General features: G+C 65.4%; 13 protein-coding genes. 9 read left to right on the top strand and 4 right to left on the bottom strand.

Features of this window, described 5'->3' with window-relative positions; translation table 11 throughout:
- Positions 1–8: 8 nt before the first annotated feature.
- The 4 genes from ACFQ2S_RS13990 (at position 9) to ACFQ2S_RS13975 (ending at position 5,107) form a co-directional block, all read left to right on the top strand.
- Positions 9–1,208, top strand: coding sequence for a hypothetical protein (locus ACFQ2S_RS13990; RefSeq protein ID WP_386075337.1), 1,200 nt, complete (start codon positions 9–11; stop codon positions 1,206–1,208).
- A 192-nt stretch (positions 1,209–1,400) separates the two neighbouring features.
- Positions 1,401–3,602 (top strand): malate synthase G, encoded by a 2,202-nt coding sequence (locus ACFQ2S_RS13985; protein WP_386075336.1) that lies wholly within the window; start codon positions 1,401–1,403, stop codon positions 3,600–3,602.
- Between the two features lie 146 nt (positions 3,603–3,748).
- Complete coding sequence (locus ACFQ2S_RS13980; protein WP_386075335.1) at positions 3,749–4,180, top strand: GlcG/HbpS family heme-binding protein; 432 nt, start codon at positions 3,749–3,751, stop codon at positions 4,178–4,180.
- 150 nt (positions 4,181–4,330) lie between these two features.
- Positions 4,331–5,107: a gamma-glutamyl-gamma-aminobutyrate hydrolase family protein gene (locus tag ACFQ2S_RS13975; protein ID WP_386075333.1), complete on the top strand. Its 777-nt coding sequence runs from the start codon at positions 4,331–4,333 to the stop codon at positions 5,105–5,107.
- A gap of 176 nt (positions 5,108–5,283) precedes the next feature.
- On the opposite strand, the gene ACFQ2S_RS13970 is transcribed toward ACFQ2S_RS13975, so the two are convergent.
- Positions 5,284–5,754 (bottom strand): GNAT family N-acetyltransferase, encoded by a 471-nt coding sequence (locus tag ACFQ2S_RS13970; RefSeq protein WP_386075331.1) that lies wholly within the window; start codon positions 5,752–5,754, stop codon positions 5,284–5,286.
- Positions 5,751–6,947 carry a kynureninase gene (gene kynU, locus ACFQ2S_RS13965; RefSeq protein WP_386075329.1) on the bottom strand — a complete coding sequence of 399 codons (1,197 nt, stop codon included), beginning with the start codon at positions 6,945–6,947 and terminating at the stop codon, positions 5,751–5,753. The genes ACFQ2S_RS13970 and kynU overlap by 4 nt, the downstream gene beginning before the upstream one ends.
- A 194-nt stretch (positions 6,948–7,141) precedes the next feature.
- On the opposite strand from kynU, the gene ACFQ2S_RS13960 reads away from it, so the two are divergent.
- Together ACFQ2S_RS13960 and ACFQ2S_RS13955 are read left to right on the top strand one after the other, a co-directional pair.
- Positions 7,142–7,885, top strand: a complete 744-nt coding sequence (locus ACFQ2S_RS13960; RefSeq protein WP_386075328.1) for a hypothetical protein — start codon at positions 7,142–7,144, stop codon at positions 7,883–7,885.
- Positions 7,886–7,976: 91 nt separating this feature from the next.
- Positions 7,977–8,936 carry an MBL fold metallo-hydrolase gene (locus tag ACFQ2S_RS13955; RefSeq protein WP_386075326.1) on the top strand — a complete coding sequence of 320 codons (960 nt, stop codon included), beginning with the start codon at positions 7,977–7,979 and terminating at the stop codon, positions 8,934–8,936.
- Between the two features lie 71 nt (positions 8,937–9,007).
- On the opposite strand, the gene ACFQ2S_RS13950 is transcribed toward ACFQ2S_RS13955, so the two are convergent.
- On the bottom strand, positions 9,008–9,166 hold the full coding sequence (locus tag ACFQ2S_RS13950; protein WP_089232727.1) for a DUF1328 domain-containing protein: 159 nt from the start codon (positions 9,164–9,166) through the stop codon (positions 9,008–9,010).
- A gap of 92 nt (positions 9,167–9,258) precedes the next feature.
- Positions 9,259–9,552: a hypothetical protein gene (locus ACFQ2S_RS13945; protein WP_386075324.1), complete on the bottom strand. Its 294-nt coding sequence runs from the start codon at positions 9,550–9,552 to the stop codon at positions 9,259–9,261.
- A gap of 187 nt (positions 9,553–9,739) precedes the next feature.
- Between ACFQ2S_RS13945 and ACFQ2S_RS13940 the strand changes: the two genes are divergently transcribed.
- From ACFQ2S_RS13940 to ACFQ2S_RS13930, 3 genes are all read left to right on the top strand, one after another.
- Positions 9,740–10,195, top strand: a complete 456-nt coding sequence (locus ACFQ2S_RS13940; protein WP_386075323.1) for a methyltransferase family protein — start codon at positions 9,740–9,742, stop codon at positions 10,193–10,195.
- Between the two features lie 126 nt (positions 10,196–10,321).
- Positions 10,322–11,896: a Re/Si-specific NAD(P)(+) transhydrogenase subunit alpha gene (locus tag ACFQ2S_RS13935; RefSeq protein ID WP_386075322.1), complete on the top strand. Its 1,575-nt coding sequence runs from the start codon at positions 10,322–10,324 to the stop codon at positions 11,894–11,896.
- A 13-nt stretch (positions 11,897–11,909) separates the two neighbouring features.
- Positions 11,910–13,343 carry an NAD(P)(+) transhydrogenase (Re/Si-specific) subunit beta gene (locus ACFQ2S_RS13930; RefSeq protein ID WP_386075320.1) on the top strand — a complete coding sequence of 478 codons (1,434 nt, stop codon included), beginning with the start codon at positions 11,910–11,912 and terminating at the stop codon, positions 13,341–13,343.
- Positions 13,344–13,445: the final 102 nt, after the last annotated feature.

The following is a 13,445-nucleotide window of genomic DNA, read 5'->3' as shown; positions in this document are numbered from 1 at the left end:
CCTGTGCCATGAAATGCGTCGTTCACATCGGCACGGAGAAGACCGGGACAACCAGCCTTCAGCATTTCTTCTCCGACAACACCGAGGCGCTCCTGGAACGCGGCCTCGCCTATAGCGCCGCCTTCGGGCGCCCGACAAATCGGAAGCTCGCGACGATCTCGATGGACCCCCGCCAGGGCGACTCGTCCTTCGTGGATCATGGTCTCGTCACGCCGGCGGATCATGCGGCGTTCCGGGAGGCCGTAACTGCCGATTTCGACGCCGAGGTCGAGGCTCTCAAGGCCCGCGGCGATGTGCACACCTATTTCGTCTCCAACGAACATCTTCACAGCCGCCTGCTGACGTCCGAGATGGTTGGAAGTGCTGCCGAAGTGCTGCGCCGGAAATTCTCCGAAATCGAGGTTATCTGTTTCCTGCGTCCGCAGGCGGATCTCGCACTGTCCTGCCTGTCCACCTCTGCGCGGGTGGGGAAGCAGGTGACGTCCGAGACCTATACGACAGAGGGGCCCTATTACGATTACCTCGGGCTTCGGGAACGTTGGGTGGAGCTTTTCGGCTCGATCCGTTTGGTGCCTTACAAGAGACACCGGGACACCATAGGCTGGTTTCTGGAACATTTCGGGCTTGAGCGGGACGGCTTGACCGAGCCGGCGGGGCTTAACACGGCGCTCGATTTCCGCACGGTGCACCTGTTGTCGCTTGTCGGCCCGAGGGTGGTCGGCGCGCAGCTGAACCTCAATCGCAATGTCTTTCTGAGAGAACACGCGGTGGAAGAGCCGCTCTCCGTCGACCGCGAGATGGCGAGGCAGTGTCAGGAACGGAACCATGCGGCCAATGAGGCCCTTTGCGCCCTGACCGATGACGTGACGATGGACGACCTGACGCCGGACTTCGACAGATACCCGGAAACCGGCAATATCCACGAGCTCGACGTCGATGTGGCGGCGGCACCGCGGGTCAATTGGCTGGTCGTGCGGTTCAATGCGGAACTGTCGCTGGAACGGGCCAACACCCGGATGGCCGAGGCCGAGCTTGCCCTGGAGCAGGGAGACCGGGACCGGGCGACCAGGTTGCTGGAGAACGCCGAGAAGCTGATCCGCCAGGCTGCGGATACCGGGCTCGAGGTCCCGGTCCGGCGAGCTGGCTGGATGGGGCGGAAGGTGCAGAAGATGGTGCGACGGCTCAATCGCGGGGGGCCGGCAACCTGAACGCAGATCTGTCATCGTTGTGTGCGGCTGGAGATCTTGTGCAACCGGTGTGCCGGGCACAGCGTGTTCGGCGGCGGGGCAGATACCTGGCCGATCACCGGACCCGCCCTGCTGCTCATTGATGCGCCCGGCTTTTCTGCTAGGGTCGCACCGCGACAGACCAAGAATTCCGCATAACCTTGGGGGGATACCGTGGACAGCTACACCGAGCGCAAAGGCTTGCAGGTCGAGGAGACCCTGGCACGATTCGTCGAAACCGAAGCCGTGGCAGGCACCGGCGTCGAGGCCGAACAGGTCTGGGATGGTCTTGCTGCGCTTGTAGCCGAGTTTGGCGAACGCAACCGCGACGCTCTGAAGGAACGCGCCCGCATTCATCAACAGATCGACGCCTGGCATGTGAAAAACCGCGAAACCGGGATCGACCCGGAGGCATACCAGGCCTTCCTGCGCGAAATCGGATACCTCGTCCCCGAGCCTGCACCCTTCTCCGTCGAAACGACCAAGATCGACCCCGAATTCAGCAGCATCGCCGGCCCGCAGCTGGTGGTGCCGATCACCAACGCTCGCTACGCACTCAACGCCGCGAACGCCCGCTGGGGCAGCCTCTACGACGCGCTCTACGGCACCGATGCCCTGGGCAGCCTGCCCGAGGGCGCGGGCTACGACGCCGAGCGCGGCCGTCAGGTGATCCGCTGGGCCAAAAAGCATCTCGACCGCGTGGTGCCGCTGGTTGCCGGGCGTTGGAAGGAGGTGACGGGGTTCACCTTCGACGGGCCGATCCTCGGTCTGAAGCATGCCGCCGGCATGACCGCGCTCGACGATCCCGCGGCCTTTGCCGGGACGGTGACGGGGGACGACGGCGCCCTGCGCGAACTGATCCTCAAGGTCCATGGGCTGCACATCCGCATCGTGATCGACCCGAGCACCGAGGTCGGGTCAGCGGACCCGGCCGGGATCTCCGATGTCCTGCTGGAGGCCGCGATCTCCACCATCATGGACATGGAGGACAGCGTCGCCTGCGTCGACGGGCCGGACAAGGCGCAGGCCTACGGCAACTGGCTCGGGCTTATGAAGGGCGACCTGACCGAGGAGGTCTCCAAGGGGGGGCGGACCTTCACCCGCGCGCTGGCGCCGGACATCGCCTATACCGCGCCGGACGGCAGCCCGGCCGTGCTGAAGGGCCGCTCGCTGATGCTGGTGCGGAACGTCGGACACCTGATGACCACCCCGGCGGTCCTCGATGCCGAGGGCAACGAGATAGGCGAAGGGCTGCTCGACGCGTTGATCTCGGTGCTGATCGCCCTGCACGACCTGCGCCGCGAGGGCGGGCCGGTGAACTCGCCCGAAGGCTCCGTCTACGTGGTGAAGCCCAAGATGCATGGGCCGGTCGAGGTGAAGCTCGCCTGCGATATTTTCACGAAGGTTGAGGAGATCCTCGGGCTCGACCGCTACACGGTGAAGATCGGGATCATGGACGAGGAGCGCCGGACCTCTGCCAACCTCGCGGCCTGTATCGAGGCCGCCCGCAACCGGGTCTGCTTCATCAACACCGGTTTCCTAGACCGCACCGGCGACGAGACCTCGACCTCCATGGAGGCGGGGCCGATGGTGCCGAAGGCGGACATGAAGAACGCGGCCTGGCTCGATGCATACGAGAAGCGCAACGTCGATATCGGACTGGCCTGCGGGCTGAAGGGCCGGGGGCAGATCGGAAAGGGTATGTGGGCCGCGCCGGACCGGATGGCGGACATGCTGGAGCAGAAGATCGGCCACCCGATGGCGGGCGCCACCTGCGCCTGGGTGCCAAGCCCGACGGCGGCGGTGCTGCATGCCACGCATTACCATGTGGTCGACGTGTTCCACCGGCTGGAGGAAATCGAGCGCGAGATCGCCGCCAAAGGCACGCGTGCGCCACTGGAGGCGCTGCTGACGATCCCGCTGCTGGACCGCAAGCTCACCGCGGAGGAGATCGAGCAGGAGGTCGAGAACTGCTGCCAGGGGATCCTCGGCTACGTGGTGCGGTGGGTAAACGACGGAGTCGGATGCTCGAAGGTGCCCGACATCAACGACGTGGGGCTGATGGAAGACCGGGCGACCTGCCGGATCTCGAGCCAGGCGCTGGTCAACTGGCTGCACCACGGGGTGGTGAACGAGAAGCAGGTGATGAACGCCATGCGGCGCATGGCGGAGAAGGTCGACGGTCAGAACGCGGCGGACCCGGGATACCGGCCGATGGCACCGAAGTTCGGCAGCCACGCCTTCCAAGCGGCCTGCGACCTTGTGTTCAACGACGGCAACTGGCCGTCCGGCTATACCGAGCCGACGCTGCACTACCGGCGGCGTCAGGTGAAGGCGAAGGAAACGCGCAAGGCAGCCGAAGGGGCTGACGGCTAGGGCTCCCGCCCGCTGCGCGGGGCCGCAGGCGCGGCCCCTTCGAAGCGGTTGGGCCGAGCGCGCCTTCGGCGCGCAGCCTGCGGCAGTCGGTCGGTTCGGCAGGAAATGGCGGAGGCAAGGGGTCTTCCGCGGACTGGAGTGCAGCAATGACGGAACTGAATCTCGAAGCGTGTCGCCGGATCGTCCAGGCGGCGCTGGCAAAGGGTGTGTCGCTCGGTTGCGCGCCGATGTCGGCTGCGGTGCTGGATGCGGGCGGGAACGTGCTCGCCTTCGAGCGCGCCGATGGCACGCCTCCGGGCCGGTTCGAGGTGGCGCGGGCCAAGGCCTATGGCACGGTGATGCTGCACAAGGGCGGCCGGGCCCAGGAAGCGCTGGCCGAGGCGCGTCCGCAGGTGGCGGCAGCCCTGGGCGGCGCTTTCGACGGCAAGTTCTTTCCGCTGAAAGGCGGGGTTCTGGTCCGCGATGGCGCGGGGCGTGTGCTGGGCGCTGTCGGCGTCACCGGGGATTCGCCGGACAATGACGAGGCCTGTGCCGTTGCCGGCGTCGAGGCTGTCGAAGGGTTCGTGGCGGAAGCCTGATCCGCGCTGCCGGCACGTTGGGCAAATGGGCGCTCGGCGTGCTTTTCCTGCACATCGGTGCGCGGGAGCAGGGCTCCCGTGCGCATATGGCGTTCCGTTCCGCTGCAAGCTGTGGCTATCTTGTGAGAGAATATCTTGCAGCGAGGCATCATGGCGCGACCGGTCGTCGGCATCATTGGAAACCACCATCTCATCAATGACGAGTACCCCACCCATGCGGGCGGGACGATGAACTCCGAAGCCATCGCCGAGGTGTCCGGCGCCTTGCCCATGGTGGTCCCGGCGGACCCGCGCCTGGTGTCGATCGCCGATCTGATGGAGGTCTGCGACGGGTTTCTGCTGACCGGCGGGCGGCCCAACGTGCACCCTGAGGAATACGGAGAGACCGAGACCGAGGCGCATGGCGCCTTCGACAGGTCGCGCGATGCGGTGACGCTGCCGTTGATCCGGGCGCTGGTGGAGCGGGGTCAGCCATTCCTCGGGATCTGCCGCGGCTTCCAGGAGGTGAACGTCGCCATGGGCGGGTCGCTCTACCCGGAAATCCGGGAATTGCCGGGGCGGATGAACCACAGGATGCCGCCCGACGGCACCATCGAGGAGAAATTCGCTCTGCGCCACAAGGTGACCTTTTCGGAGGGCGGGCCGTTCCACCGTCTGTTCGGCAACCGGGAGGTGATGACCAACACGCTGCATGGCCAGGGGGTGAAGGTGCCCGGCAAGCGGATCGTGATCGACGGCACCGCCGCGGATGGAACGGCGGAGGCGCTCTATGTCGAGGGCGCGCCGGGGTTCACCATGTCGGTGCAATGGCACCCGGAATACCGCGCCTCTCGCGATCCGGTGTCCCGACCGCTGTTCGAGGCTTTCGGCAAGGCGGTTGCGGATTGGGCGGCCGGCCGGCGGGAGCCGATGCTGAAGCGGGCGTAGGTGGCGCCTGAGCACTGCGATCTCGCCGTGAAACCGTCAATGACCGGGAAGGTTGGCTCCCGCCCGTCGTCAGCGCATCGCAGATGCGCCTCCTCCCGTTGGGCGTGGCCGCGCGCTGCGCGCGCGGTGAGTGGCGCGCAGACCATTGCGGAGCTTCCAGCCTTCGCCGTCGTTTCTCAGACGACCTTCCAGGCCATCTTCCACCGTTGCAGGTTGACGCCGTTGCGCAGCACCGTTTCATCCTCAAGGACCGTCCATCCGCGCGACTCGAGGAACCATCGGGCGCAATGGCTCGCGTGCGTTGTCATGTCCGGGATGCCGCGGGCAACGGCCCAGCCGCGCATGCATTGATAGAGCGCCGGTGCCAGACCGGTGCCACGCCAGCCGGGTCGCACGAAGAATAGGTCGAGATGGCCCTCGGGCGTGACCGTCAGAAAGCCGATGGCGTGACCTTCGTCCTCGGCGATCCAGGTGACGCCATCCTGGAGCCGTGGCGGCAGCCATTCCTCGACGTCCTCGCTCGGCGCCCAGGCGCGGGCCTCTTCCTCTGAATACAGCGGAGCGGTGCCGTTGCGGACCGCATCGAAATAGACGTCGTGGCATGCCACGGCGTCGGCCGCGCCACCGGCGCGCAAGGACCAATTCATGTAACCATCGCTTTCACCTTGTACTCCGGGCGATCCCAAAGGCACCCGGCCATCACGTCCGCGATCGTATCGATCGCGCGGTCGATCTCCGGTTCTCCGACATAGAGCGGGCAGATGCCGAAGCGCATGATGTCGGGGGCGCGGAAATCGCCAATGACGCCGCGGGCGATCAATGCCTGCATCGCGGCGTATCCTTCTGAAAAATGGAATGAAACCTGGCTGCCCCGGTGCTCCGGCGCGCGCGGCGAGGCGAGGCGGAGCTGCGGGCAACGCGCCTCCACGCCGGCGATGAACCGTTCGGAGAGGGCGATGGAGCGGGCGCGGACATCGGCGATGTCGACCTGCTCCCAGATGTCGAGCGCGGCCTCGAGCGCTGCGAGTTGCAGCACCGGAGGCGTGCCCACGCGCATCCGGGCGACCCTGGAGGCGGGGCGGTAGCCGAGGTCGAAGGCGAAGGGGGCCTCGTGCCCCTGCCAGCCCTGCAGCACGGTGCCGGCGGCGCCGGCGTGCCGGGGCGCCACGTAGATGAAGGCCGGCGCGCCGGGGCCGGCGTTGATGTACTTGTAGGTGCAGCCGGCCGCGAAATCGACGCCAGCGGCGGCCAGGTCGACCGGCAGGGCGCCGAAGGAATGGGCGAGATCCCATAGGGTTAGTGCGCCAACTTCATGTGCCTTGCGGGTCAGCGCCGCCATGTCGTGACGCCGGCCGGTGCGGTAGTCGACCTCGGTCAGCATGAGCACCGCGACCTCCTCGGTCAGGTGCGCGGCCACGTCCTCGGGGGCGACCGTGACCAGCTTTGTGCCGTTGCCGAGCGTCGCGGCGAGGCCTTCGGCCATGTAGAGATCCGAGGGGAAATTCCCGGTGTCGGACAGGATCACGCGCCGCTCTGGGCGCAGCGCGAGGGCGGCTGCAAGCGCCTGGTAGACCTTGATCGAGAGCGTATCGCCCACCACAACATGCCCCGGCTCCGCGCCGATCATGGCGGCGATCCGGTCGCCTTGCGTTTCGGGCATCATGTGCCAGCCGGCCTTCGTCCAGCCGCCGATCAGCAGGTCCTGCCATTCCGGCTGCATCACCCGCGCCACCCGCTCCGGCGTCGCCTTCGGCAGCGGGCCGAGCGAGTTGCCGTCAAGGTAGACGACACCCTCAGGCAGCTGGAACTGCGCGCGGGTCCAGGTGAAATCGGTCGTCATGGGCGCTCCGGAGCTTGATCGAGGACGATCCCCAGAAACCCTAGCACGATATCGGGCGCAAGGAATTTCCTTTGTCGACACAAACTGTTCGCAGCAGTTTCCGCCACGGCTGCGTTTCGGTGGACGCGCCAGCGGAAATCTGGCACCTGTCGCCGGATACCGGCACAGAATGTGCATCCTAACGGGGCCAGACCATGACACGTTTCTGCATACACGGCATCTTTCGCTCGGGGACGAATTTCACCCGCGGCGTGCTGGAGATGAACTATGTCTGCCGGGCCGAGTATGACAGTTTCGGCTGGAAGCATTCGCCGTTCCCGATCCTGAGTGCGGGAAGCCGGCTGACGCTGCCGGACATTCCCAGCCTCTTTGTCACCCGGAACCCGTTTTACGCGCTGTCGGCACTGTTCACCTATGCGGAGCGCAACAAGCGCAACATCCGCTCGGCCGCCGACGACGGCATGACGGCGTTCCTGAGCGCGCCGATCGTGATATTCGATGGCGGCGCGGAGGTCAGTCCCGAGCTCTATTTCGAGACGCCGGTGGCGCTATGGAACGGGCTCAACTGGAACTACCTCTCGACGGTGGGGAAGCTGCCGGGGCGGGTGCACATGCGCTACGAGGACCTGGTGGCAAGGCCGGAAGAGACCGCCTCGCGCGTGGCAGAGGCCCTCGGGCTGGAGCGCAAGTCCGGCGTCTTCGAAGTGCCGCAGAACCGGATGCGCAACCTCGGCTCGAACATGCACAACGCCCAGAAGTTCCAGACTGACAAGGCGTTCGACATGTCGAAGACGCTGTTCTCCAGCTACGGGACGCTTTTCTCCGAGGAAGACCGGGCTCTGGTGCTGAATGGGTCGAACCGCGACCTGTTGGAACGTGCGGGCTACGCGGAGTTCATGGACCGGGTCGCGCGTGGCGAAGTGCCCGAGACTGTCTGATCGGGGAATGGCGGGCAAATAGTGGCCGCTGGCAAGGTAGGACTCGACTTTATATTCCGTTCGTAGAATGTGTATCGCAGGAGGACCCTGCATGACACGATTTCCGAACCTTGCCGCCGTACTCTTTGCGTTTCCGGCCGCGACCCCGCTCCTCGCCAGCGAGGATATCGCCGATCAATACCCGCAAAGCCCGCTCTATTCGAAGCCGGTCGAGGTGATCCCGAACGTCTGGTCGGCGATCGGAGCCACGGCGCCCCCGACCTACGAGAATACCGGACACAACAACAACCTCAGCTTCCTCGTCACCGGTGACGGGGTGGTGGTGATAAACGGCGGCGCGGCGGCGGTTCTGGCGGAGGCGCTGCACACGGAGATCAAGGCGGTGACCGACCAGCCGGTGAAGCTGGTGATCAACGAGAACGGACAGGGGCACGCGGTGCTGGGCAATTCCTACTGGGCAGCGCAGGGGGTGCCGATCCTGGCCCACGAGGATGCCGCCCACGAGGTCGAGCAATTCGGCCACCAGTTGCTGCAGGAGATGCAGGGCTACAATCGCGACAAGGCCGAGGGCACGGTGGTGCAGGGGCCGACGCTCACCTTTGCCGACAGCTACGACGCCTCCATGGGCGACATGCGGATCGAGGTGCTGCACCTGGGGCCGGCGCACAGCCCCGGCGACATCCAGGTCTGGCTGCCGGATCTCGGATTGGTGATTGCCGGCGACATGGCGTTCCACGAACGGATGCTGCCGATATTCCCCGACACGATCACCAGCGAATGGATCGAGACCTGGGACAACGCCTTCGAGGCCCTGGGCGCAACCTATGTCATTCCCGGTCACGGGCACCCCACCAACATGGACCAGGTGCGGCGCTACACGCGGGACTACCTGACGTATCTGAGGGAGCGGATCGGCGAGCACCTCGACGCGGGCGGCGGGCTTGCAGAGGCCTATTACGTCGACCAGACGCCCTTTGCCCATCTCGATACCTACGAGGAGCTGGCCACGAAGAACGCCGGTCGGGTTTTCGAGGAGATGGAGTTCGAATGAAACCCTGAACAGGGGCAAGCCGCGGGCGGCGGGATGGCCGGCGCCCGGGGCTCAGGTCGTTGCGGTCCGGATCAGCTTACGAGATGCATGATCAGCGAGCCGATGAAGAGCACGATGAAGATGAAGAATAGGATCCGGGCGATCCCGGCCGACGTCGATGCGACGCCGCCAAAGCCGAAGAAACCTGCGACGATGGCAATGATCAGGAAAATGATGATCCAGGTAAGCATTGCTGTAACCCCTTTGTGATGGCTTGCGATCTGAGAACCCGCAGCCCGGCGAATTGTTCCGCCGGGTCGTCTGTCGCGAAGCCGTGTCGGGTCTAGAGCGCACCCTCGGCCGCCATCGACATGATGCCGTCGGTGGTGCCGTCGCTGTAGGCGATGCATTGCCATGGCGCCTGCTCAGGTCCGACGCCGACGCGCACGCTCGTGCCGGCCTCGGAGAACTCCGAGCCCAACAGAACCACGTCGGGATTGGCCGTCGCGGCGGTCACGTCCCGCAGGCAGGCCTGTTCGGCCGGGGTGGGCATGGCTGCGGTGGAGCCGCTTTCGGACATGCTGTCCTCGCAAGCCATGAGGGCGAGCGGCGCGGCCAGGAATGCAAGACGGTACATTTTCTAATCCTCCAATGACGTTAAGTGGACCGAGGGTCGCCCGTCGCTGTGGTCGGATCAAGGTGTAGTTCGCCAAAGCCGGCCGGGATGTCGCAATCGGCGGGAAATGGCTGGTCGCAAAGCGCCGGTGGGTTTAGGTCGTCCGGGCGATCATGAAGCTACATGATGCAGGCTCGGGGAGGGCGACATGGCGTTCTGGAAATGGATCGATCTGCCGCCGCTGTGGCTGCTGCTGTTCGTTGCGCTGGCGCGCGTTCAGGCGGTGCGTCTGCCCGTGGGCGTGATCAACACACCCGTAACCGACCTGCTCGCAGGGCTGTTGATCGGGGGTGGGCTGCTACTGATGGCGGTCGCGGTCGTCCAGATGCGGCAGAACCGGACCACCTTCATGCCACACCAGCATGCCCGCCATTTCGTCACCAACGGCGTCTTCGCGCGCAGCCGCAACCCGATCTACCTCGGCGATGCGATGGTCCTGTTGGGACTGATCGTGCACTGGAGTGCCTGGCCGAGCCTCGTGCTGGTGCCGCTCTTCATGTGGGTGATCACGGACAGATTTATCCTCGAGGAAGAGGCCTGGCTGCGCGAGGACTTCGGCCCGCAATGGGAGCAATGGGCGGCCCGGACCCGGCGCTGGCTCTGATATATCGACGCGGTAGGGGTCAAAGGGCTGGAAAAGCCGCATCCGGAGTGCAATGAAACCCCCGGGAGAAGGCAATGACCGTGACGTGCATTCGTGCGCGGCGACTATGAACGAGAGGAAGAACACGTGAAGATAGGGTCACCAAGGGAAGTCTTCCCGGGCGAGGCGCGTGTGGCGATGACGCCCGACAGCGCCCGCGCATTGCAAAAGCTCGGCTATGCCTGCGCGATCGAGAGCGGCGCGGGCAAGGCGGCAGGCTTTTCGGACGCGGCCTATGCCGAGGCTGGGGTGGAGGTTCTGGGATCGGCCGAGGAGCTCTTTGCCGCCAGCGACATCATCGCCAAGGTGCGCCCGCCCACAGACACCGAAGTGGGCTTGCTCTCCGATGACAAGACCCTGATCTCCTTCTTCTATCCGGCCTCGAACGAGGCGCTGATGGAAGCCGCCAAGGAGAAGGGCGCGAGCGTCATCGCGATGGACATGGTGCCGCGGATCTCCCGCGCGCAGAAGATGGACGCGCTGAGCTCGATGGCCAACATCGCGGGCTACCGCGCGGTGATCGAGGCCGGCAACAACTTTGGCCGCTTCTTCACCGGCCAGGTGACGGCGGCGGGCAAGGTGCCCCCGGCGAAGGTTCTGATCGTCGGCGCCGGCGTGGCCGGGCTGGCCGCCATCGGAACCTCGACAAGCCTGGGTGCCATCACCTACGCCTTCGACGTGCGCCCCGAAGTGGCCGAACAGATCGAGTCCATGGGGGCCGAATTCGTCTACCTCGATTTCGAGGAAGAGCAGACCGACGGCGCCGCCACCGGCGGCTATGCCGCGCCCTCCAGCCCCGAGTTCCGGCTCAAGCAGCTCGAGAAGTTCCGCGAGCTGGCGCCCGAGATGGACATCGTCATCACAACCGCGCTGATCCCTAACCGGGACGCGCCGGTGCTCTGGACCAAGGACATGGTCGAGATGATGAAGCCGGGCTCTGTCATCGTCGACCTCGCCGCCGAGCGTGGCGGCAACTGCGAGTTGACCGTCAAGGACGAGAAGATTGTCACCGAAAATGGCGTGACCATCGTCGGCTACACCGACTTCCCGAGCCGGATGGCCGCGCAATCCTCGACCCTCTACGCCACCAACATCCGTCACATGATGACCGACCTGACGCCCGAGAAGGACGGCCAGGTCAACCACAACATGGAAGACGACGTGATCCGCGGCGCGACGATCACCCACGAGGGGGCGATCACCTTCCCGCCGCCGCCGCCAAAGATCCAGGCGATCGCGGCGCAGAAGAAAAAGGAGCCCGCCAAGGAGCTGACCCGCGAGGAGAAGCTGGAACTCGAGAAGCAGGCGTTCAAGGCGCAGACCCGGCAGCAGGTGACGCTGCTGGTGATCGGCGCGGCGCTGATTCTGGGCGTCGGCCTCGTGGCGCCGGCCAGCTTCATGCAGCACTTCATCGTCTTCGTCCTGGCGATCTTCGTCGGCTTCCAGGTGATCTGGAACGTCTCCCACGCGCTGCACACGCCGCTGATGGCGGTGACCAACGCGATCTCGTCGATCATCATCCTCGGCGCCCTAATGCAGATCGGATCGGGCAGCTTCCTGGTGATCCTGCTTGCCGCGCTGTCGGTGTTCATGGCCGGGATCAACATCTTCGGCGGCTTCCTCGTGACACGGCGCATGCTCGCCATGTTCCAGAAATCGTAAGGAGACGGGGACAATGGAATACGGATTCACAACGGCGGCCTATGTGGTCGCGGCCGTCCTCTTCATCCTCTCATTGGGTGGTCTGAGCGGACAGGAAAGCGCCAAGCGCGCGGTATGGTACGGCATCGCCGGCATGGCGCTGGCGGTGTTTGCAACGCTGATCGGCCCGGGCTCCGGCCTCTGGCTGCTGTCGCTTCTGCTGATCGCGGGCGGTGGCGCCATCGGCGTCGTGGTCGCCAAGCGCGTCCAGATGACCGAGATGCCGCAGCTCGTGGCGGCGATGCACAGCCTCGTCGGACTTGCGGCGGTCTTTGTCGGCTTCAACGCCCATTTCGAACTTGGCCGCGTGATGGCCATGGACGAGGCCGCGCGTGAGGCGCTCGAGGGCTTCGCGGCGGTGCTGGCGCACAAGGACGGCGTCGAACAGTCGATCCTGCGGGTCGAGCTGTTCCTCGGCATCTTCATCGGTGCGGTCACCTTCACCGGCTCGGTCGTCGCCTTCGGCAAACTCGCCGGCAAGGTCACGAGTGCTGCCACCAAGCTACCGGGCGGGCACCTGCTCAACGCCGGCGCGGCGGTGCTCTCGCTTCTCTGCCTGATCTGGTACTTCAACACCGGCGGCTTCTTCCCGCTCTTTGTGATGACTCTGGCGGGTCTCTTCATCGGCTACCACCTGATCATGGGGATCGGCGGGGCGGACATGCCCGTCGTGGTCTCGATGCTCAACAGCTACTCGGGCTGGGCCGCGGCCGCGATCGGCTTCTCGCTCGGCAACGACCTGCTGATCGTGGTCGGCGCGCTGGTGGGTTCCTCGGGTGCGATCCTGAGCTACATCATGTGCAAGGCTATGAACCGCAGCTTCATCTCGGTCATCCTCGGCGGCTTCGGCGGTCCGGCGGGCGAGCAGATGGCGGTCGAGGGCGAACAGGTGGCGATCGACGCCGACGGCGTTGCAGCCGCGCTCGAGGATGCCGACAGCGTGATCATCGTGCCGGGCTACGGCATGGCGGTGGCCCAGGCGCAGCAGAACGTGGCCGAGCTGACCCGCCGCCTGCGGGCCAAGGGCAAGGAGGTGCGCTTCGGCATCCACCCCGTCGCGGGCCGTCTGCCGGGGCACATGAACGTGCTGCTGGCCGAGGCCAAGGTGCCCTACGACATCGTGTTGGAGATGGACGAGATCAACGAGGACTTCCCGGAAACGGATGTCGTTATCATCATCGGCTCCAACGACATCGTGAACCCGGCCGCCCAGGACGATCCGAACTCGCCCATCGCCGGCATGCCGGTGCTGGAGGTGTGGAAGGCCAAGCAGGTCTTCGTCTCCAAGCGGGGGCAGGGCACGGGCTACTCCGGCATCGAGAACCCGCTCTTCTACAAGGAGAACACCCGCATGTTCTTCGGCGACGCCAAGAAGAGCCTCGACGATCTGCTGACCCGCATCAGCTGATCGCGAAAGATATCGACACATTGAAGACCGCCCGGTTATCGCCGGGCGGTTTTTCTTTTTCCGAGAGCAAGATGGCCGGCCATGCTAAAGTTTCACAGGAAC

It is taken from the genome of Tropicimonas aquimaris, from assembly GCF_042676185.1.
Classification (GTDB): Bacteria; Pseudomonadota; Alphaproteobacteria; order Rhodobacterales; family Rhodobacteraceae; genus Tropicimonas; species Tropicimonas aquimaris.
This window is presented reverse-complemented; position numbering and strand designations above follow the sequence as displayed.